The organism is Raineya sp. (assembly GCF_053497555.1).
On the sequence record NZ_JBRCWE010000064.1, the window covers coordinates 38,778 to 61,488 of the forward strand.

General features: G+C 39.2%; 17 protein-coding genes. 10 read left to right on the top strand and 7 right to left on the bottom strand.

What is annotated here, in order from left to right; all coding sequences use genetic code 11:
• The first annotated feature begins 8 nt into the window (after window positions 1-8).
• Window positions 9-941: a GDP-L-fucose synthase gene (gene fcl, locus ACWITO_RS08405; RefSeq protein ID WP_448529551.1), complete on the top strand. Its 933-nt coding sequence runs from the start codon at window positions 9-11 to the stop codon at window positions 939-941.
• Between the two features lie 48 nt (window positions 942-989).
• Here fcl and ACWITO_RS08410 read toward each other — a convergent pair whose 3' ends face one another.
• The 3 genes from ACWITO_RS08410 to rpmH form a co-directional block, all read right to left on the bottom strand.
• A complete protein-coding gene (locus tag ACWITO_RS08410; protein WP_448529578.1) occupies window positions 990-2,078 on the bottom strand; it encodes an Mrp/NBP35 family ATP-binding protein in 1,089 nt (362 codons plus the stop codon).
• A 178-nt stretch (window positions 2,079-2,256) separates the two neighbouring features.
• Complete coding sequence (gene rnpA / locus ACWITO_RS08415; protein WP_448529552.1) at window positions 2,257-2,643, bottom strand: ribonuclease P protein component; 387 nt, start codon at window positions 2,641-2,643, stop codon at window positions 2,257-2,259.
• 33 nt (window positions 2,644-2,676) lie between these two features.
• On the bottom strand, window positions 2,677-2,835 hold the full coding sequence (gene rpmH / locus ACWITO_RS08420; protein ID WP_101357752.1) for a 50S ribosomal protein L34: 159 nt from the start codon (window positions 2,833-2,835) through the stop codon (window positions 2,677-2,679).
• 301 nt (window positions 2,836-3,136) lie between these two features.
• Here rpmH and ACWITO_RS08425 point away from each other — a divergent pair, with 301 nt between their 5' ends.
• The 8 genes from ACWITO_RS08425 to ACWITO_RS08460 all read left to right on the top strand — a co-directional run bounded on the left by ACWITO_RS08425 (window position 3,137) and on the right by ACWITO_RS08460 (window position 12,927).
• Window positions 3,137-6,391: a TonB-dependent receptor gene (locus ACWITO_RS08425; protein ID WP_448529553.1), complete on the top strand. Its 3,255-nt coding sequence runs from the start codon at window positions 3,137-3,139 to the stop codon at window positions 6,389-6,391.
• Window positions 6,392-6,450: 59 nt separating this feature from the next.
• A complete protein-coding gene (locus ACWITO_RS08430) occupies window positions 6,451-7,716 on the top strand; it encodes a hypothetical protein (protein ID WP_448529554.1) in 1,266 nt (421 codons plus the stop codon).
• 112 nt (window positions 7,717-7,828) lie between these two features.
• Window positions 7,829-8,608, top strand: coding sequence for an alpha/beta fold hydrolase (locus ACWITO_RS08435; RefSeq protein WP_448529555.1), 780 nt, complete (start codon window positions 7,829-7,831; stop codon window positions 8,606-8,608).
• Between the two features lie 63 nt (window positions 8,609-8,671).
• Window positions 8,672-9,340, top strand: coding sequence for a CBS domain-containing protein (locus tag ACWITO_RS08440; RefSeq protein WP_448529556.1), 669 nt, complete (start codon window positions 8,672-8,674; stop codon window positions 9,338-9,340).
• 130 nt (window positions 9,341-9,470) lie between these two features.
• A complete protein-coding gene (locus tag ACWITO_RS08445; protein ID WP_448529557.1) occupies window positions 9,471-9,905 on the top strand; it encodes a response regulator in 435 nt (144 codons plus the stop codon).
• 239 nt (window positions 9,906-10,144) lie between these two features.
• A complete protein-coding gene (locus ACWITO_RS08450) occupies window positions 10,145-10,468 on the top strand; it encodes a tetratricopeptide repeat protein (RefSeq protein ID WP_448529558.1) in 324 nt (107 codons plus the stop codon).
• A gap of 45 nt (window positions 10,469-10,513) precedes the next feature.
• Window positions 10,514-11,782 (top strand): protein kinase domain-containing protein, encoded by a 1,269-nt coding sequence (locus ACWITO_RS08455; protein ID WP_448529559.1) that lies wholly within the window; start codon window positions 10,514-10,516, stop codon window positions 11,780-11,782.
• The gene (locus tag ACWITO_RS08460; RefSeq protein WP_448529560.1) at window positions 11,779-12,927 is read left to right on the top strand and encodes a 1-deoxy-D-xylulose-5-phosphate reductoisomerase; all 1,149 of its coding nucleotides are present in this window, start codon (window positions 11,779-11,781) and stop codon (window positions 12,925-12,927) included. The genes ACWITO_RS08455 and ACWITO_RS08460 overlap by 4 nt, the downstream gene beginning before the upstream one ends.
• A 4-nt stretch (window positions 12,928-12,931) precedes the next feature.
• On the opposite strand, the gene ACWITO_RS08465 is transcribed toward ACWITO_RS08460, so the two are convergent.
• From ACWITO_RS08465 to meaB, 4 genes are all read right to left on the bottom strand, one after another.
• Window positions 12,932-17,314 (bottom strand): T9SS type A sorting domain-containing protein, encoded by a 4,383-nt coding sequence (locus ACWITO_RS08465; RefSeq protein ID WP_448529561.1) that lies wholly within the window; start codon window positions 17,312-17,314, stop codon window positions 12,932-12,934.
• Between the two features lie 456 nt (window positions 17,315-17,770).
• Entirely contained in the window at window positions 17,771-19,033 is a 1,263-nt protein-coding gene (locus ACWITO_RS08470; protein WP_448529562.1) for an aspartate kinase, read from the bottom strand.
• 6 nt (window positions 19,034-19,039) lie between these two features.
• A complete protein-coding gene (locus ACWITO_RS08475; RefSeq protein ID WP_448529563.1) occupies window positions 19,040-20,017 on the bottom strand; it encodes a cation diffusion facilitator family transporter in 978 nt (325 codons plus the stop codon).
• A gap of 146 nt (window positions 20,018-20,163) precedes the next feature.
• Window positions 20,164-21,162 carry a methylmalonyl Co-A mutase-associated GTPase MeaB gene (meaB, locus tag ACWITO_RS08480; RefSeq protein WP_448529564.1) on the bottom strand — a complete coding sequence of 333 codons (999 nt, stop codon included), beginning with the start codon at window positions 21,160-21,162 and terminating at the stop codon, window positions 20,164-20,166.
• An 85-nt stretch (window positions 21,163-21,247) separates the two neighbouring features.
• Here meaB and ACWITO_RS08485 point away from each other — a divergent pair, with 85 nt between their 5' ends.
• Window positions 21,248-22,669, top strand: a complete 1,422-nt coding sequence (locus ACWITO_RS08485; protein WP_448529565.1) for a CHASE2 domain-containing protein — start codon at window positions 21,248-21,250, stop codon at window positions 22,667-22,669.
• Window positions 22,670-22,711 lie beyond the last annotated feature (42 nt).

The window sequence follows — 22,711 nt, forward strand, 5'->3', positions numbered from 1 at the left end:
GCCAGATTATGGAAAAAAACAGCAAAATATACATTGCAGGGCATAGAGGAATGGCTGGCTCGGCAATACTGCGAAAACTTCAAGCCGAAGGCTACGAAAATATTGTCTTGCGAACCTCCAAAGAATTGGATTTACGCAATCAGCAGGCAGTAGCTGATTTTTTTGCCCAAGAAAAACCTGAATATGTTTTCTTAGCGGCGGCAAAAGTGGGCGGCATTTTGGCAAATAATACCTACCGAGCCGAGTTTATTTACGATAATTTAGCAATTCAGACAAATATCATTCACGAAAGCTATAAAAACGACGTTAAAAAACTGCTTTTTTTGGGTTCATCTTGCATTTATCCCAAATTTGCCCCTCAACCGCTCAAAGAAGAATATTTGCTTACAGGAGCTTTAGAACCCACCAACGAACCTTATGCCATTGCTAAAATTGCAGGTATCAAGATGTGTCAGGCGTATCGCAGTCAGTATGGGTGTAAATTTATTTCGGTAATGCCTACCAACCTATACGGCGAAGGCGACAACTACGACCCTCAAAATTCACACGTTATGGCGGCTCTGATACGCAAATTTTATGAAGCCAAAATGCAAAACAAACCTTTTGTAGAAGTTTGGGGGACAGGCTCACCACGCAGAGAGTTCCTCAATGCTGATGATTTGGGTGATGCTTGCGTATTTCTGATGAAAAACTACGATAGCGAGGAGATTATCAATGTAGGTACAGGCGAAGATATTAGTATCAAAGATTTGGCACTACTCATCAAGGAAATCGTAGGTTATACAGGCGAACTGCAATTTGATACTACCAAGCCTGATGGTACGCCTCGCAAACTATTAGACGTAAGTAAGATTCACGCTTTGGGCTGGAAACATAAAATAGATTTGCGTGAAGGTATTGCACACACTATCAGGCAGAAATTTGGGATAAATACGCAATAAAAACCACAAGCGGCGATATTGCCTGAAAGCAGTATCGCCGCCACATTTCTACAAAGCTACTTTCTCAGCTACGACTTCTGCATTTCGTATTGCAATTCTTTGAGCCAAACTTTCGGCAAGTGCTTTGAAGGCTTGAAAAGTAGGCGTTTCTTCTTCTCCCTGTGCAATGATAGGTCTGCCAATATCTCCTGCTTCTCTGATACCTTGCACCAAAGGAATTTCTCCCAAAAAAGGCACATTATAGCGTTCTGCAAGCACTTTTCCGCCATCTCTGCCAAAGATGTAATATTTATTTTGGGGCAGTTCGGCGGGGGTAAAATAAGCCATATTTTCTACAATCCCCAAAATAGGAATTTGGATAGTTCCTTGTCGGAACATCATTAGCCCTTTTTGGGCATCGGCAAGGGCTACTTTCTGCGGTGTGGTAACTACTACCACCCCCGTAAGAGGCATAGCTTGTGCCATTGTCAGGTGAATGTCGCTAGTACCCGGCGGCAGGTCAATCAGCAGGTAATCTAGCTCTCCCCAATAGACATCATTGAGAAATTGAAGCAGTGCTTTGCTTGCCATTGGTCCTCGCCACACCACAGCACTTTCGGCAGGCGAAAGAAATCCCATTGAAATCAGTTTTACCCCATATTGCTCCACAGGCAAAATATATTGCTTGCCTTCAATTTCTTGTAACATCGGTTTTTCATATTCTACCCCAAACATCACGGGCATTGAAGGTCCGAAAATATCGGCATCAATAACGCCTACCTTTGCTCCTGTTTGGGCGAGTGCTACCGCCAAATTGGCTGTAACCGTAGATTTACCCACCCCTCCTTTTCCTGATGCAATAGCTACTACATTTTTGATGTTGGGCAAAAAATTGGCTTTAAGTACCGAAGTTACTTCGGCTTGCATATCCATCTGAATTTCGGCTTCGGGGAAAACTGCCAAAATTGCTTCCTCACAATCTTTTCGGATTTTTTCTTTCAGTGGGCAAGCAGGTGTTGTGAGCATCACCTTGAAGCTCACTTGTTTGCCATTTACTTCCAAATCACGAATCATATTTAGCGAAACCAAATCCTTTTTAAGGTCTGGTTCTTGTACCTGCGAAAGGGCTTGTAAAACTATATCTCTATTCATAGCAATTTTTTTTCAGTAACACGCAAAAAAGCGTTTAGGTTTGGAGAAAGGTTGTTTTTTATTCTGAATTGTAATCATTTACGTTCAAAGAGTTTAAAGGTTCAAAAGTTTGAGGTAAAAGTTTTACTCCGTCTTACTTAAATATCCAATATTCTAAATCCTGTTTCCCTACTGCACCAAACAATTACTCAGGCTTTTTAGGCTCAGTATCTTTGCTCAATAGAGAGCAAAAACTTTTTTCAATTTCTTGGTAAGAAAGTGGCTCTTTGGCAATATAGATAATAGCAAGATACTGCATCTGGGAGAGTTTTTCTGCAAAGTTTGCTTTATTTTTCCGATAAACTTCTTTGAGCCTACGGCGAAGCAAATTGCGAAGCACTGCCCTTTTGAACTTTTTTTTGGGAACAACAAACAAAACTTGCGGAAAGGTAATATTTTCGGGCTTTACCGAAGCTGAAATCCAACGAATTTGTAGAGGGTACAAATACAAAAAAGAACTACCCGCTTGGAATAGTTCTTGAATAATTTTTTTGCTTCGCAAAATTTCTGACTTCGGCAGTTTTTGATTCATCAAAATAGCTTTAACCTCTCCTCTGCTTTTTTGTTATCCTTTGTGTTTTCTTTCGTCAGAAACGGTGAGCTTTTTTCTACCTCTGGCACGGCGAGCCGCAAGCACTCTTCTACCGCCGGGCGTACTCATTCTTTCACGAAAGCCGTGTTTGTTGCGGCGTTTTCTGTTGGAAGGTTGATAGGTTCTTTTCATAAAATTTTATGATTTGGTGATTCAATCCTTTTTTGAGCCTGCAAATATAGCGGAATACTTTTTACTTTGCAAACAAATGCTTTGAAAAATTTATATTAAGGCTGAAATAACTTTCAAAATTGGCAGAGTTTTGTTTTTTGATTTTCAAATATTTAGCAAAAAACTTTCCCACACTAATTTTTCTTTTCATCGCAAGAAAGCACCATAGATTTTTTGAAAACGTAACAAATTTTTAACATTAGTTATGAATGAGTTATCAAACAATGCCTTAATTTTGCACCGAAAAATTAAACTAAAACGTATGAAACAATTTAGTTACCTCAAATTCCTTTGTATCTTAGGACTTTTGGTTTTTTCGTACAAAGGTTTCTCGCAAGGAGTTACCACAGCCAGTATGAGTGGTAGAATTCTTGATGCTAAAAAGACAGGTGTGCCGGGGGCAACTGTGATAGTCATTCACACCCCTTCGGGAACAAGATATGGCACAGCTACCCAAGATGATGGTAGTTTCAATTTGCCTAACTTGCGTATTGGCGGTCCTTACACCGTAGAAATCACAGCGGTTGGGTACGCCACTATCAAAGATGAAATCCCTTCTTTGAGCCTTGGACAAAACACCGTTCTCAATTACACAATGAAAGAAGAAAGCGATGAAATCGCCGCTATTCAGGTGGTTGGGCAAAAAGATGCTATTTTCAATGCTGACCGCACAGGTGCCTCTACCAACATCAACAGCACGGCTCTCCAAACAATGCCTACCATTTCTCGTAGTTTCACCGATATGACACGCCTTGTACCTCAAAGTTCGGGTACAAACTTTGGCGGTAGAAACAACCTTTTCAATAACCTTTCTATTGACGGCTCTATTTTCAATAATTCTTTTGGTTTGGCTTCTTTGCCCGGTGGACAAACCAATTCCCAACCCATTAGCTTAGACGCTTTGGAAGAAATTCAGGTAAATATCGCTCCTTATGATGTTCGTCAGGGTGGTTTTACAGGTGCAGGTATCAATGCCGTAACGCGTAGTGGTACAAACAACGTGAAAGGTTCTGCCTATTACTTTTTCCGCAATAATAATATGGTAGGAACAAAAGTAGGTGAAACCGATTTGAGCAACCAACTCCTAAACTTCAACTACTACCAAGGCGGTTTGCGTGTAGGAGGTCCTATCATTAAAAACAAATTGTTTTTCTTTTTGAGTGGCGAACTTGAAAAACGCACCGACCCCGTAGGACAATTCGTAGCAGACCGCGGACAAGGTGGAAACGTTTCACGTATCACAGGTCAGCAAGCTGATGAATTGCGTCAGTTCCTTATCAATACCTACAACTACGACCCAGGTCCTATTGATAGCTACGATATGCTTACCGAAAGCCAAAAAATCTTGGCTCGTTTGGATTGGAACGTAACCAACAACACCCGTGCCACACTCCGCTACACTTATCTGAAATCTTACAGAGATGTACAAATGAGCAACTCAGGTGCTCAGGGTGGCAGACAAAACGGACCTAACTCGCTTCCTTTCCAAAATGGTAATTACAACATCAACAACAACTACAACTCTATTATTGCAGAAGTAAATAGCACTATCGGCAATAAGTTTTCTAATAATTTTATTGCAGGCTGGACAGGTTTTCGTGATTTCCGTGGCTCACCCGGTCGCATTTTCCCTTTTGTGGATATTGAAAACGGTAGTAACCAAAACCTTACTTCTTTCGGTTATGAGCCTTTTTCTGCCAATAACCTTTTGGATTCTGACGTTTTCCAACTTTCTAATAACTTCAATATCTACAAAGGTAAGCACACCATTACAATAGGTACTGCTAACGAGTATTACAAATTCCGTAATGGTTTTATGGCTGATTTTTATAGCCGTTATCGTTTTGCTACCCTTGCCGATTTCTATAATAGTGCTCCTGCGGGTACGCCTACGCCTATCGGACCCAGTACAGGTTTAGGCAGACCTACACTATTCTCTTACCGCTACTCTGCTACTACCGAAGAAGTGCCTTTTGCTTTCTTTGAAGCCGCCCAAGTAGGTTTTTATGTACAAGACGAATGGAAACCTAATGATAAAATCAAGGTTACTTTGGGTGTAAGAGCTGATGTACCTTTCTTCCCCAAAAGCCCTATTGATAACCCTGCTGTAAGAGAATTGCGTTTTGCCAACCAAGAAGTGCTTGATGTAGGCAAATTCCCTGATGCTCATATCTTATGGTCTCCAAGAATTGGCTTCAATTGGGACGTATATGGCGATAGAAGTTTGCAAGTACGTGGTGGTACAGGTGTATTTACAGGACGTATTCCTTTTGTATGGATGAGTAACCAAGCCAGCAACACGGGGGCATTGTTTGGTTCTATTTTTGAAACTGGTTCTGCCGCTGCAGGTCGTCCTTTCAACCCTGACCCTTTTGCTTACAGACCTGCCAATGCCGTAGGACAAATTCCTGCTTCTTATGAAATCAATGTTACTTCTCCCAATTTCCGTTTCCCTCAGGTTTGGAGAAGCAATTTGGGTGGTGATATATTGCTTGGTGAAGGTCTTTCTGCTTCCTTAGATTTATCTTTTACCAAAGATATCAATGCTGTTTATGTTCGTAATGCAAACCTTTCTGCCCCTGTGGGTATCGTACCCGGTGATGGCAGATTGCGTTATGTAGGTGGTAATGCTACTCGTATCAACTCTAATATTACCAATGCCTTTGTATTGGATAACTCAAATCAGGGCTGGTCAGGAGCTGTTACCTTGCAATTGCAAAAGCAATTTGAAAATGGCTTCTTTGCCTCACTTGCCTACAATTACGGACCTTCTTGGGATATTAACTCTGGTCTTGCGGCTACTGCAAGCAGTTTCTTCAACGGAAACCCTGTGGTAGGCGACCCCAATGCACCCCAACTATCTTACTCCGCCAACCAACAGCTACACCGCTTCATTGCTTCGGCTTCTTGGAAAAAAGAATATGCCAAATATTTTGCAACAGGTATTTCTATTTTTGCCGAAGCCCGCTCAGGTAATAACTTCTCTTATACCGTAGGCGGCGACTTGAACGGCGATAACGTACAAGGAAACGATTTGATGTATATTCCTCGCTCCAAAGAAGAGATTATCCTTGTTCCTGCTTTGAGCGTAGGCGATACTCGCAATCCTGACCAAATTTGGGAAGAATTGGATGCTTACATTCGTCAGGATAAATATTTGAGCAAAAACAGAGGACGCTACGCAGAGCGTAATGGTGCTGAAGCTCCTTGGGTGTTCAAATCTGATTTGCGTATTTGGCAAGATTTCAAATTTGGTAAAAACACATTGCAATTCACCGTGGATATCATCAACTTTACCAATATGATTTCACCTAACTGGGGTGTTGTGAAATCTCCTATTCGTCCTCAGTTACTAAACTTTGTAGGTTACGAATCGCCCAGTGGCAGACCTGTGTTTGAATACAGAGAACTTGTAAATTCGCAAACAGGAGAGCGAAACGTAAGTTTCCAAAATAACTTGAACAATTTTGCTTCACAATGGCAAATCCAATTGGGAGCTCGTTACATTTTTGAATAAAAAGGTATAAACCAAAGAGGGGCAAACTCCCCTCTTTCTAAACCCTAAAAAGAAAAGATATGAAAAACTTCAAACTACTCGGACTAATGGCTCTGGCAGGTGCTGGAATGTTTGCTTGCCGTCCTAATTATCCTGTACCGCAGGTAAATCAGGCTACCATTGCCCCTTTGGCTCGTACCAATGCCAACAATGCTCGTATAATGGTATTCAATGCTCTTGTAGATTTCAACCCTGACCCTGATAATAGCCCTAACGCTTTCTTTGCTATCAATGTAGATGGACAAGAAATTCCTAACCTCAACGGAACAAGAGGCTTGATTTTCAGCCAAAATTTTCGTTTGGAAGGAACTAATATAATACCACTCAATCGTAAATACCCTGCTTCGGCAAGTTTTGCAGGCATTGCAGGTGCCCCCGAACAATCCAGTTCTTATGCAGGTATTGCCTTCACGGGTACGCCTCCTGCGGGTATAATTACTAACTCTCCTTTTACCAGCTTTGCCCAAGCAGTGGCGGCTTCTGTTATCAATGGCGTAGAAGTAGTTCCTGCACAGCAAGAAGTAGGTGTTTTCATACCTGGTGGCAGAAGAAATATCACCTTTACCAATGCTCTTGGCGAACAGGCTTCCCAATTGCTACGTGTAAATACCAACTTGAATGCGGGTAGTCTTACTTCTATCTTTTTGAGAGGTGTTTTGGGTACTACATCAGGAGCTACCGCCGAAGGAGCAACTATAATTACAGAAACCTTGCCTGCCACTCCAGCGGCAGGTAGTACTGCCATTCGTTTCCTAAATTTTGCCTCTGATTTGGGAGATGTGCATTTGCTTACAGCCAATAACTCTGGACCTGCTCCTATGAACGTAGATAGAAGACCTATGCTTGTGTTCCCTAACCCTCCTACGGGTACTCGTTTTATTGCCGACCAAGGGGCTCCACCTGCTACATTGGATACTCTGAGAGCCAGAAGAGACTCTTTGGCTTCACGTTCTCGTTATATCCCCGCTCCTACCACTACCAATCCTTACGGATTTTTTACCAGAAGCTATACAGCCAACAATACAAGTTTGAGCTTTATTGGTATAGAAAGAAATACAGACGGCGAGGATATTCCTAACTATACTTTCTCCGTGCCTGTAACCAACTATTCTACTCGCCCTGCGGGTGCATATACCTTCAACTTTTATTTCCCTAATCGCAGACACACAACACCTGTGCTTTCTAAAAACGTAACTTTCAATTTTGTATCAGGCGGTATTTATACCATTATTCTGCACGGCAATGCTACCAAAGGCTATAAGTGCGATATTATCCGTATGAACTAATTGAAAGCCTAATTTTTACAACCTCATAGATGAATATCTATGAGGTTTTTTTGTTTATTCTTTGCATAATTCCGAAAAAAGAGCAAATTTGTGCAAAATAAATCAAGCAAGTATGGAACTCAATATCAAAAAAGAAGGAGATTTCACTTATATTGATGAAGGACAAGGGGAAATTTTGCTCCTTTTACACGGACTTTTCGGAGCTTTGAGCAACTGGAAAGATGTTGTTACAGAGTTTTCCAAAGATTATCGTGTCGTAATTCCAATGATGCCGATTTACGATTTGCCGCTTACCAGTACGGGTATTGAAGGGCTTACCGATTTTATTGAAAAGTTTGTCAATCAGAAAAAATTGACTGACCTAACGCTACTTGGAAATTCTTTGGGCGGACACATTGCCTTGAATTATACGCTCAGAAACCAAGCAAATGTAAGGAGATTGGTTCTTACAGGCAGTTCGGGGCTTTTTGAAAACACAATGGGCGGCTCTTATCCCAAGCGAGGCAGTTATGAATACATCAAAGACCGCGTAGAATACACCTTCTACGACCCCAAAACTGCAACCGAAGAGCTTGTTTTAGAGGTTTTTGAAATTACCAAGAGCATACCCAAGTGTATGAAAATCGTGGCTATTGCCAAATCGGCTCAAAGACATAATATGGCAAAAGATATTCCCAGCATCTATGTTCCTACGCTTTTGGTATGGGGACTGAACGATACTATCACTCCGCCACTGGTTGCCTACGAATTTGATGCCCTAATGCCCAATACAGAACTTCGTTTCATTGATAAGTGCGGACACGCCCCTATGATGGAACACCCCGACAAGTTTAATAAAATTCTGCGAAGTTTCTTACAAAGAAATCCTATTCAGAGCAAACAAGTTGCATAGATTTTGTTGTTTTTTATACAGAATTTTTGCATATTAGCGTTTGTACTCTAAAACCTCAAAACTATGGCAGTGCAAGATGTCCTAAATCCTTATATCAGACCTATCAGGGAAGGAGAAAACACCGAAAAAGCCCTGCAAATGATGGAAAATTTGCACTGCTCTTTTTTGCCTTGTATTGATGAAAACGGTTTCTACAAAGGTTTGCTTTCCGAAAGTACCCTGTTAGATGTTTTTGAGGAAAACATTAGCCTTGAAAATCTGCCCTTGCAGTTCAGCAATACTTTTATTTATGACAATCAGCATTGGTTAGAAACTATTCCTTACTTTAATGAGCAGAACAATTTGGTGGTAGTAACGGATAGAGAAGGGAAATATCAAGGTGCTATTACTTCGCAAGATGTCTTGAAACATATTGGGCAAAGCTATGCTTTTCAGGAAGTTGGCAGTATTCTCATTGTAGCGGTCAATCAGTTGGATTATTCGCTTACCGAAATAGCCCGCTTGGTAGAATGTAATAACGCCAAAATTTTATATCTCACCACCCAAACTATTCCTAATGAGCCACTGCGTTTGTATGTACTAATGAAAATCAATCAGACTGACCTCACACGAATTGTAGCCACTTTTGAACGTTTTGAATACGAAATAGTTGCCAAATTCCACCAAGAACCCATCTTTGCCGATACCGACCAAGAACGTTTGGGCTTGCTCTGGAAATATTTAAGTTTTTAGCAAAAATAAAAACAATTTTTCCACGAGTAAGTTTTAGAATTAAATTGCAACAAAGCGAAAAGAAAAACTTTTCTACTTTTGCGTTTGTTTCTTTTGCAAAAGTTTTGCATATTTGTAAATCTTGTAAAAAATGACTTCATCTAAGCCTTTTAGCGATATGTTAGACCTTGTAATGTTGGTAGATGATAACGATACCGACAACTTCATCAGCAGGCGAATTATTGAGCTTTCCAAGTTTGCCAAGCGTGTAGAAGTAAAAAATTCGGGTAAAAGTGCCTTGCAATATTTGGAAGAAAACCAAAATAATCCTGAAAATTTACCTGATTTGATTTTTTTGGATATCAATATGCCTATTGTAGATGGCTTTGTGTTCCTTTTTGAGTTTGAAATGTTCCCTGAAAGCGTAAAAAATAAGTGTAAAATAGCCATTCTTTCCAGTTCGGATAACAAGCGAGATATTGAAAAAATCGTAGATAACGACTATGTTATCAAATTTATTACCAAGCCGCTTAGCAACGAAGCTCTGGAAGAAGTAAAAAATCTATTGCAGTCGCTTAATGCTTAAAATATTTTGAGGGTTTAAGGCTTGCTTATTGCCTTAAACTTTCTTTTTTGCTAATTGTTTAGGTCTAATTTGTAGTATAGAAACAGGAAACAAAAAGCAGGAAACAGGATTTAGAACATTGGAATTTTAGACGGAGTAAAACTTATACCTCAAACTCTTAAACCTTTTGAACTTTCAAACTTTTTTAACGTAATAATTACCTTTTTGCTGATATTTTTTCTGAAAAAACCTATCCTTTTGTGTCAAGATTAGAACTTCTGCACAAATTTGCCCAAGAAGAGCCTCAAAATCCTTTCAATTGGTATGCACTCGCTACCGAATACCGCAAATATAGCCTTGTGGAAGCCCTACCTTATTATGAAAAAGTATGGCAAGAGTTCCCTGATTATGCCCCCAACTACTATCATCTGGCACACGCTTATTGGGAGCTACAAGCCATAGAAAAAGCCCAAAAAGTATTTGAACAAGGTATTCAGGTACTTAGCAAACAGAAAGAAGGTAAAATGCTTCAAGAATTGCAAAATGCTTATCAAAATTTTCTCTTTGAAAATGATTTGCTTTAATGCCCTAAAAAACTTTACTTTGCTTTTCAATTGATATTGCCATTTATGACTGCCCAACTTGTAGGAGAGCGACTTTTGAATTACGAGATTAAATCTTTTTTGCGTAGCGAATCTTTTTATGATTTCTACCTTGCCGAGCATTTGCTTTTTGATAGAAAAGTGCTTATCAAAACGCTCAATTCAGCTTTTTTGCAAAATAACGAAGCAAAAGAAAACTTACGCAGAGAAGCCCAAAACTTACGTTTCGCTCACCCACAAGGAGCTTTGCTGTACGATTTGATTGAAACACCCGAAAATATCTACCTGATAAGAGAATATCTGGAAAGCAAGCTCACTTTGGAGCAGCACATTATCCAAAATGGCACACTCACCGAAGAGAAAACTCTCCGCATTTTTAGGCAAATTTTAGATATTTTAGCTTCGGCTCATCAAATTGGCATTATTCACCCTGCTCTCAATCCTAAAAACATCATTTTGGAAGGCAACCAAGTGAAAATACTTGGCTTTGAAGGCTCTGCCCCACAGGAGAAAAGTTTTCAAAGTCCCGAAGAATTGCAAAAAGGGAATTTGAGCATAGAAAGTAATATTTTTTCTCTTGGCAAAATTGCTTGTTTTATGCTTTTTGGCACTACCGAACTGCCCAAAAAGCACAGCATTAGTCTTAAAATTTATGAAGCCATTGCAGTAGCAACCGAAAAAAATCCCAAAGAGCGATTTAACTCTTGTGCTGAATTTGCCACTGCCCTGAGCGAAGAGGTTTCCGTAGAGGAAGTAGAAGTAAAACACGCCTTTAAGCATCTGCCTGTAATGATTTTGGGTGTTTTACTCGCTCTTTTGGCTTTTATGCTTTACGATATTGCTGATGAAACTGATGAAAAAAATCGTTTGGTCTATAACCTTTACGACCAAGCCCGAATCAAAAAAATACGTGACTCGGTGCGTAATGTAAGAAAGCAAGAATTTATCCGTGATAGCATTCGCATAGCCCAAAATAAAGCAGAAAATTTACAGAAAGTTCATATTCACAAAGTTAAAAAAGGTGAATCTTTGAAAGAAATTGCGGAAAAGTACAATATGTCTGTTTCGCACCTCAAACAACTCAATGGTTTTACTGATAAAACTACCCTAAAAGCAGATGCAGGTTTGCGTGTAATCATACGCGACTATCATAAAGTTTTGGATAAAGAAGAACTCTGGCAAATTGCACAGAAATACGGCATTAGTAAATTTGAAATTATCCGTGCCAATGATATAGAAGATGAACGGAAAGACGTTTATCCGGGTGCAGATTTAATTATTCCTATCAAAAAATGACCTCACGCAAACGTATAGCCATTTTAGGTTCAACAGGCTCTATCGGGACTCAAGCTCTGGAAGTTATTCGAGCAAATCCACAATTTTTTGAGGTGGAAGTGCTAACAGCTCAGAACAACTGCGATTTACTCATAAAGCAAGCTATTGAGTTCCAGCCTAATGCAGTAGTAATTGCTAACGAAAACCATTATCATAAACTTTCGGAATCCTTGCAGAAATATCCTATCAAGGTTTATGCAGGAGCAAAAAGTTTGGCTTCGGTGGTGCAAATGGAAAGCATTGATATAGTGCTAACGGCACTCGTAGGCTTTGCAGGGCTTACCCCTACCATTGAGGCTATCAAGGCTCGTAAAACGATTGCTCTTGCCAATAAAGAAACCTTGGTGGTTGCAGGCGAACTAATTACAGAGCTTGCAGAAAGCTATCAAGTACCTATTATTCCTGTAGATTCTGAGCATTCTGCTATTTTTCAGTGCCTTGTGGGCGAAGTGCATAATGAAATTGAAAAAATCATTCTTACCGCTTCGGGTGGTCCTTTTCGGGGGAAAAAGCGAGAGGATTTGAAAAACATCAGCCCTGCCCAAGCCCTCAAACACCCCAACTGGTCTATGGGAGCAAAAATCACCATAGATTCAGCTACACTAATGAACAAAGGTTTAGAGGTGATTGAAGCGAAATGGCTGTTTGGCTTAGAAAGCCACCAAATTGAGGTAATTGTTCACCCGCAATCTATTATACATTCTTTGGTGCAATTTGAAGATGGTTCTATCAAAGCTCAGATGGGCTTACCCGATATGAAACTACCCATTCAATACGCCTTGGCGTTTCCGTATCGGATTAGCTCAGATTTTCCACGCTTTGATTTCACCAAATACCCTCATCTTACTTTTGAGCAACCCGATACTCATACTTTTCGCAATCTTACCCTTGCTTACGAGGCTTTGGCAATGGGCGGCAATGCCCCCTGCATACTCAATGCCGCCAATGAAGTAGCCGTTGCCGACTTTTTGGCTGAAAAAATTGGCTTCTTGGATATAACCGAATACATTGAAAAAAGCCTTCAAAAAGTAGATTTTATTGCAAAACCTACGCTGGAAGACCTTTTGGAAACAGATAAAATCACCCGAAAAAGGCTTGAAAGGTAAAAAATCACCTTTTCGTTACCTTTCTTCTGATAAGCCCTTGTGAGGTGCGTATTTCAGCTACATACACACCCGCAGGTAAGTGTGCAAGAGATAGTTTGTTTTCAATGGTTTTTACAGCTATACTTTGCCCCAAAGCATTCAGAATACTAATTTTTTCAACCTGCAAGCTATTGTCTAAACTACTTACCCATATTTCATCTGCCGTAGGATTGGGATAAAGCAAGATTTTTTTCTCTAAATCATTTTCTATCTGATTGATGAAGCCAAAGTTGTAAATACGCATAACCCGAAGTGTATCGCTGGCAGGTACAGGATTAGCACCTTCATTGAAAGCAAGAATATCAGTAAATTCATCAGCATTGTTGTAAGTGATAACAAGAATGTTATCATTGATAATTTGAGCTACATTCGTATTGGTAGAAATAAACTTGGCAGGTAAGCCATAATTCGTTTCTGCATAGAGTAAAATAGAACCGTCGGGCTGTTGATTTTGTGTAAAGGTGTTTTCTAATACGGTATGATTGGTAGATTGACCAAAAATAGTAAAGGTTTCTCCGCCCAAAAAGTCTAATGGTGTGGCAGTATAAACCCCTGAATTAAAATTGGTAGTAATGCCTGCATCTGTCCAATTTGTGCCGTCAAAACGATACACTTTGGAGCTAAAGCCTATAGCCCCCGAATTGTGAAAGCTCACGGTTGCACCATTTGCCCCTTGCATAAGCCATCTGCCTGCCGCTATATCTGTATTCGCAGGGGGGGGGGTAGGAGAAACCCCAGGCACAAATATCCCCCTTACAAAAGAAGCAGAGTTTGGAAGGGTTATCGTAAAATGCCTAATAGCAGTGGCATCACCCACAGGAAACACATAAGGCGTACCTGCAAGCAAATTGTTTCGGGTAAGATTGCCCGTGCCATTGGTTTCAATGTAAGAAGTAGAAGTATTCGTAAAAGTCTGTGTGATTTGGTCGGTAGCAGGGTTTGCTGTAAGGGTAAAAACAGAATTTCCCACTTGCAAACGTCCTTGTGTTAGCACAATTCTACTTGCCGAGTTATCAGCACCATTCAGGGCAACGTGAGCAGGATTGGCAATTTCTAAAACATCAAAATTCGTTCTATTTGCAATAACTTGATTAGCAGTGCCATTGAAAAGAACCCTGCCATTAGTAACAATCAAATTTCCCGATGAACGCCCTAACCAGTTCCCTCTCACTTGTAAAATATTTCCCTGCAAATCTATTGTATTATTATTAGTTCCGTCTAAAAGGTACTCTACGATAGTGTTGGACGAAAAAAGTTTTGTAGAAGTTCCTTGTAATATTAAAGCATAGTAGGTTGTTTCTTTGATTGACGAAACAGATAAGTTGTTATCGTACAGGATCACATTCCCAGTGGTATTGGCAATCAATTCTCCTATTTGCATAGGTTTTTGTTGGTTGTAATAATATAATTGTGCATTAGTTCCTTGTTGCCAAATGCTGGTGGGGGTAAAACCATTTAAGTGTCCGTAAATTTCTATTTTAGCTCCTGAACTATTAAAAACTGTAATATTGGCATCAACATTTATATTGCCCGTAGTTTGTAAAATTATATCTCCTGTTCCTAAAAACCTTGTATTTCTTCTGAAATTAATAGTTCCAGTAGAATTCATAGCACCCAACCTCATTGCAGAAGCCGAATAGTTGGCTACATCAATACTTAAAGCAACATCAAACTCTATGGTACAATTACAATTTAAGTTGAGTGTCCCATCTTTAGTAATATTATTTTCAAAAATAAAGGTAGAGAGATTACTCAAACCATTACCCGCGGTTAATGCACCACCATTACTGATACTAATTTGCCCTGAAAACCGATTGGTGCCAGATATCCCAGTATCTGTTAGTATTCCCTTCAGTGTAGTAGAGCCGATAATGTGTAAGTTATTCACTCCAATATCAAAAGCAGCACCTATTTCTATGTTTAAGTTTTCTTGAATAGTAACATTCGAAGGACTTGGGTTAAAATTTTTAGTGCCTGTTCCTAATATAACAAGATTACGATAGCTGACTGCTCCAAAAGAATTAGGTATTACACCGCCGCCACCTGCAAATTCTACAATAGTGCCTGGGGTAGTGGCAAAATTATTGGTATTGATGGAAGGCAAATCATTGATATTCATACGAAGTTTTGCTCCTGAAACACCATTTAACTGATTGGCACTGAAAGCTATATCCGAGGTAAGTCTAACTGGATTTTGGATATCAACAATAGTTCCTGTACCTACGCTTGCTCCCGAAGGAATTGTAGTATTGTGCCTGATACGTACATTCGCACCTGCAACACCATTGGGGCTACAATTACAAGGCGTGGTACCATCATTTGACCATAAATTGCTATTTACATTCCAAACTGCCCCATCGCCAAGTGTGTAGTAGTCTATAGATTCTAAAAATACAGCATAATAACGAGTAGCCATAGTAAAAGACGTAGGGCTGAAAGAAGTAGAACTGGCATTAGATGAACTCGTTGCTTCACTTACCCAAGTAGTACCATTGTGATAATAGGCTGTTCCCCCTGTAAATCCTCCAACGGTAGAGCCTGCATAATAGACTTGAACAGGCACATTAGGCGTAGTACCAGTAGGCAAAGTTACTTGCCAAACAGCATCTACACGACTACTGCTGGTAATAGATGGATACGGCGAGGTACCTGGTGCTTTTACTTGTAAGGAAACTTCCTGATTGTCAGGTAAGTTGTTGAGAGGGAAACTTATACCCGCATATTGCATAGGTGTTGAGTAGCCCATAGGAATAAGTAGTGAAGGAGATATAGCACTTCCGCTTTCGTTACGGATTTTTATTACTCCTGTGCCATTGGTTACTATGTATTTATTAGTTCCTCCATTGAAAGAAGGAACGGTACTTGCTCCAAAAACGGCTATCAAATCTCCCCCTCCCAAGCTCAAATATTTGTCATTAGCAATAGATAGTTGCCCCTTGAAACGAACATTGGCAGAACCCGTTAGAGCCACATCATTATTGATATTAAGGTTGTAAAACTCAACATTTCCGCTAATGTTTTGCAGAGAAGTACCTGCAAATGTAGCTGTATAATTATTATCCACAAGATTTCCCGCTACATCAATAAAATTACCTGTGAGAGTAATATCAGAGATTAAATTACGTGGAAAGGCATTAGAAGTGATATTTATATTTCCAAAAGAACCTGATGGTGAAAAAATATTTTGAGCTACGTTATTATCAAACATTACCGTAGAATTTGGAGTGGCATTGAGCGTACCCGAAAAAGTATTGTTGAAAGCAGTATTGTTGTTTATGAGTTGTAAGCTGGAATTAGATTTTAGGCTTAAAGTAGCATTGCCTTGTATAACACTTGTAGTAAGGGTTTTATTATCATCTATTTCAGCTATCCCGCTCTGCACGTTAAGAATAGAAACTGGCGTGCCACTGGCAGGTCCCCAGTAAATGCCAATAGGAGAAGTAAAAGTAACCTTTCTGCCCGGCATTTTATTAACAACTACCTCCCAAACAGCTCCCGGAGTTCCATAGAAGGTAAAAGAAGTGCCCTGATTAAAGGTAGCGTCATTATTCCCTACAAGTTCTATTTGGCTTTTGCCCACCCCACTTAATACGCCTGTTATAGTATTATTGAGCATTGTTACATTCCCTGAAACTCGTAGAGTACCAGTTTGAGTTGCACTACTCCCTGCATAAGGATAAAAAGCCGCCCTATTAGGAGTAGGATTATCCATAATGAAATCTTTGGTAGTAACAATATAATCCGCTGTATTACTATTAGAAACTGCTATTCCCAATGGTGAAGACCCATTGTGGCTATTTTGTACTCTAAATGTTTCTTGAATGTTGAAATTGTCATTAAATGCACAATAAGTATTTTGGTTAGAACAATCCCAAGTAAGATTACCAAAATTTTGTCCTGCAAAGCCAGTAGGCATAGTATTGGTTACTCCTGTAATTAAGCAAGTAGCATTAGGTTGCCAAGTAGCAGAGGGTATAGTTCCTCCGTCGCGAGCGTGTATGTAAGTAGAGCCATTGTTGAAGGTGATGGTTGTTCCACTTAATGTTCCTCCTTCAAGGCGTAGTGTTCCATTGATAGTAAATGAACTTACTAAATTCGTGTTACCATTTTGTAATACCAAATTACCACCCGCATTGACGGTTATATTTTGGTTTAAGAGTAAGTCTGTACTAAGCATAGATGTAACGGTATGACCGCTAGCAATGGTTACACTAGCACTGGCGACAGGAATACAATTACAATCCCAAGTTGTAGTGCTGTTCCAATTACCCGATGTTATACTTGTTACTTGGGCTGTTGCAAATAATCCATTTAATATTAAAAAGAATAGTAATATTTTTGCTTTCATAAATTTGGGTGAGTTTATTTTTCATAAATACTAAGACAAAGGTAAATAAAAAATGGGAAGAAAAAAAGTGTTAGTATCAGGATTTGCAGGATTAAAGGATTTACGAGATTGAAAAATAAGAAATAAATAATCCTGCTAATCCTAAAACCTCTAAATCCTGATACTGACGAAAAAGTGTCTGTATCAGGATTAGCAAGATGAAAATAAAAAAAATCCTGCTAATCCTAAAATCCTCTAAATCCCGATACTGACGAAAAATAGTCTGTATCAGGATTGGCAGGATTAAAGGATTTGCAAGATGAAAATGAAAAAAAAATCCTGCTAATCCTAAAATCCTCTAAATCCTGATACTGACGAAAAATAGTCTGTATCAGGATTGGCAGGATTAAAAGATTAGCAAGATGAAAACGAGAAAAAAATAATCCTGTCAATCCTAAAAGCCTCTAAATCCTGATACTAGCCCTCCCGAACCACTGCTCTATACGTTTGTTCAGTTTTCTGCTCTAAAATCAAGTCGAATTTGGGTAAAATGCTTTGTAGCGTTTTGTCGTTGTAGTATAATATGGTAAGCAGTTGCACGTTGCGAGTTTGTGAAATAGCAAATTCTTCGCTCAAAAAGTCTATGATTTTAGGAATTTTATGCTCCTGATAATCGGTAGCTATCCAAAGGGAAACCGCTGAGCTTTGTAAAAGATGAATTTTTGCATTAGTTTGGGTAAAAATATGCAAAATTTTACTCAAATTTTCCTCTGTAATAAAAGCCAAATCTTTGATACCAAATTTCAGAAGCACCTGATTGGGCTTAAAAATAATCGTAGGTGTATTCTGTGGGCTTGTAATGCCGTCTATGCAAGTGCCTGCTTTATGTGGTTCAAGAAAAGAGCGAACATACAAGGGAATATTCTTGTTGGCAAGAGGCTTTATAGTTTTAGGGTGAATAACATTTGCTCCATAGAAGGTCATTTCAGCGGCTTCGGTGTAGGAAAGCGTTTCGTACAGCTGGGTATCAGGTACTTTTTTAGGGTCTGCATTCAAAATACCGGGAACATCTTTCCAAATAGTAACTTTTTCGGCATCAAGCAAATAAGCAAGTACAGAAGCTGTATAATCCGAACCTTCTCGCCCCAGTGTGGTAGTTTTATTTCCCAAAGTTCCCCCCAAAAAGCCTTGTGTAACGACAATTTTTTCCTGTAAAATAGGTAAAACTTCGCGTTTGAGCAGTTGCTCTGTCCAAGCAAAATCTACTTTCCCTTCTCGCCAAGTGGTATCGGTTTTTATGAAGTTACGAATATCTACCCATTCGTTTTTTATACCTTGCTCTTGTAAAAATTGGCTTACAATATGCGTAGCAATAATTTCCCCAAAGCAAATCACTTGGTCGTAGCTTTCATCATATTTTTCGGCATTGGTTTTGTGTAATAAATTATCTTTGAGTTGCAAAAATAAATATTCCAAAGCCGTGAAAATAAGATGATTTTCAGGGAAAAGACGCTCTGTAATTTCAAAATGATACTGCTGGATATTTTGCAATTGGCTTTCCCAATCGCTTTTTGCAAAATAGCTATTCAGCAGTTGCTCTAAGGCATTGGTTGTTTTTCCCATAGCCGAAACTACCACAACCAAATGAGTAGGCGTGCCGAAATTTTGAATAATATGAGCAACATTCCGAACGGCTTCGGCATTTTTTACCGAAGCTCCACCAAATTTGAATACTTGCATAGCTGGTTAAATTTCACGAAAATGTTTAGCGTCTTTGACAAGGTTTTCCACTGTCCATTCAGGGCTTTTCACATAAGCTAACTCTCTCACGGGGCAATCCTGATAGCTACAAGCCTCGCAGTTTTGGGGCGGTAGGCAAGGGTCTGCGTGAATAAAAATTTCTACTTCTTTTCCTGTATAAGCCACAATAAATGCTCGGAAGCGTTCTACCTCATCGTGGGTCTGACGCAAATCTAAATAATAAGGCAACGTAAGGTGGCAATCAATATGCCAATTTGCTCCATAATGTTGCACTCGCAAATTATGAACATCTATCCAGTTGGGTTGCCTATTTTTTACAAGAATTTGCTGAACTTCTTGAATAGAGTGAGGGTTCAGCTCGTCCATTAGCCCTGCTACCGACTTTCTAACTAAATGATAACCCTCTTTAAGCAAAAGAAAAGCAAAAACCAAAGAAATTACACTATCCAGCCATATCTGCTTGGTAAAAATGATAACGCCCACTCCTACAATCAGAAGCAAACTGCTCACCGCATCACTAAAAAGATGTTTGCCATCAGCTATCAGTATCAGCGAATCGTATTTTTTACCATACTTTTGTAGAGTCAAACCTACTGCTCCATTTACTACCGTACTAAAAGCCACCAAATACAAACCTATATCTAATTTTTCAAGAGGTTTGGGATATAAAAAGCCCATAATAGCTTGCCAAACAATCACCAAACCTGCCGTAATGATGAGCGAGCCTTCAAAGCCTGCGGAAAAAAATTCTATTTTGCCGTGTCCGTAAGGATGCTCAAAATCGCGAGGCAAAGAAGCCAAATACACACTATAAAAAGCAAAACCCGAAGCAACTACATTGATAATACTTTCCAAAGCATCGGTGAGAATCGCCGTAGAATTGGTAAGAAAATAAGCCGTGAATTTGATAAACATCAATAGCACGCTTACCACAAAAGAAAGTAAAATAAGTTTTTGTTTCATCAGCTATATCCAATCAAAATTGATATAAATCTTTACAAATCAGGCAAATCTTGCCAATCGTTTTAATCATCAGTAAAATTTTGCGTAAAGATAGCTGTTAGCATAGTAAATCTCCAAATGTTTTTCATAAGACTCAAACATTAAAATCAAGCCTCAAACCTCAAATTTTCTAACCTTAAACCTTCTAATATTTCCCGACTTGCCTGAAAAGGCTCTTTCTGATTGGCTAAAATATTTTTTTCAAGCTCTTGCAATTTTTCTTTGAAAGCAAGATTCTGATAGAAAAGATTGAGAATACCCTCTCTGAGATGCTCGTGAAACCATTGCAACTGTTGCTGTTGGCGTTTTTGCTCAAAAACATTATTTTGCTTTGCCTCTTGCAAAAATTTCTGAATAGTTTGCCAAATCTCTGATAAGCCTTCATTCTGTAAAGCCGAACAAGTAAGTACAGGCACTTCTTGGGCAGGGCTAAGCAAATGCAAAGCACTCTGATACTCTTTTTGGGCTACCAGAGCTTTGTGTTTGTTTTCCCCATCGGCTTTGGTAATTACAAGCATATCAGCCATTTCCATTATTCCCCTTTTGATGCCCTGCAACTCATCGCCCGCCCCTGCGAGCATAAGCAAAAGGAAAAAATCTGTCATACTTTTTACAGCTGTTTCCGATTGCCCCACACCTACGGTTTCAATGAAAATCGTTTCAAAACCCGCCGCTTCACAGAGTAGCATTACTTCACGGGTTTTGCGAGCTACTCCGCCCAAGGAACTACCTGCGGGCGAAGGACGAATAAATACTTGCGGATGCATTGCCAAATTTTCCATTCGGGTTTTATCGCCCAAAATGCTACCCCCACTTTTCTGACTGCTGGGGTCTATCGCTAAAACAGCCAATTTATTCTCTGTATTTTTTACAATTTCCAAACCAAAACTTTCTATAAAAGTGCTTTTCCCAACCCCGGGCACGCCTGTAATACCTATACGTATGCTTTTGCCTGTATAGGGCAACACTGCTCCTAGCACTTCTTTGGCAAGTTTTTCGTCTTCATTGCGTTGGCTTTCTATCAGCGTGATAGCCTGTGCCAAAATTATTCTATTACCCGCAAGTATCCCATTGATGTAAGTTTCTGCCGAATATCTTTTCCGCATTTACAAAAAATATTTGATTTTTTCTTAAAATTTGCTTACCTTTGGCTATCCAAAAGTATTAAAGAAAAAACGGCTTCCCAAATTTATGAAAGGTTTTTTGCGATATTTTTTCAGTAAAGATGTCTTTTTAATTTTATTGCTCACGGGTATTATTTCGGTTTTAGTAGCCAATATCAATCTGAATTTTGATGCTCTCAACCCGCTGGAAAAAATGTTTGGCGACTTTGACCTCACCGATATTTATTTTTCACAAATCAAATCCCGAAAAAATAAAGAACAAAAAGTTTCCATTAGTGATGAAGAAAATCAAGCCTCTGAAAAACTGAAAAAAATCGCTAATACTATTACCATCGTCAATATTGGCGGAGCCGAAGGAGGAAGGCTCAGACTTACCGAATTACTACGTATCATCAACGAATTTCAACCTCGTTGCGTAGGCATAGATGCCTTTTACAAAAGCTATAAAACAGATAGCATAATGAAGCCTATCAATGATAACCTTGCCCAAGTACTTTCTGAAACCAAAAATTTAGTAATGGCGGCTGATTTATCTTTCAAGACAAGTACCCGAGAAAAAATCGTAAATAGCAACGATGAAGACTACAAACCCGCCTTTGATTCGCTCATTCTTTCCCACCCCAATTTTATGAAAAATGCCATTCCCGGGGTTGTAAATTTAATTACCGAGGCTACCCGAGATGCTGTACAAAGAGCAGATTTAGCAGGCGGGCTTGCTACTTGTAGAACTTTTCCCGTCAGAGACAAGGTGAATGATAAAGAATATTTGGCTTTCGGTGTAAAACTTGCTCAAATTTATGCTCCCGATAAAACCGCCCGGTTTTTAGAAAGGAACAAAGAAGTTGAGTACATCAACTATATTGGGAATTATGATAAATTTTCTTACGTAAATTTCAGTGAATTGTTTGAAATGTACGAAGCCTACAAGAATGGAGATAGCAGTTTAATTGAAAATCTAAATCGCCTTTTCAAAGATAAAATTGTACTTATGGGTTTTACAGGGGTAGAGGATATCAATAAAGTAACTTCTGATGAAGATCGCTTTTATACGCCGCTCAATCCAAATTATGTAGGCAAAGCCGAAAGAGATATGTATGGAGTGATTATCCACGCCAATATTATTGCAATGATCTTACTGGAAGAGTACATCAATGAGGCTCCCGATTGGATGGATTATCTCATATCGGCTTTCATTGCTTATATTATTACAGCGTTTTTTGTGTTTCTACACGAAAAATTAGATTTTTGGTATGATGGTATTTCCATTTTGGTACAGTTTTTGTTGAGCTTTGTATTAGTGCTGATAATCATTGAAGTTTTTGATTTATTCAAGTTACGAGTAGATTGGAGTTTAGGATTTTTGGCGATAGTCTTTATACCCAACTTTGTAGAAGTATATTATGGTGCAGTAGCAAAAATATACGATTACAGGCAGAAATTACGCAGAAATCGCAGAAAACAGGTTGCTACGCTGGGCGTAGATGAATGAGAAAAACAAAATTTAACTAAAACCCCGCATTTTCAAAACAAA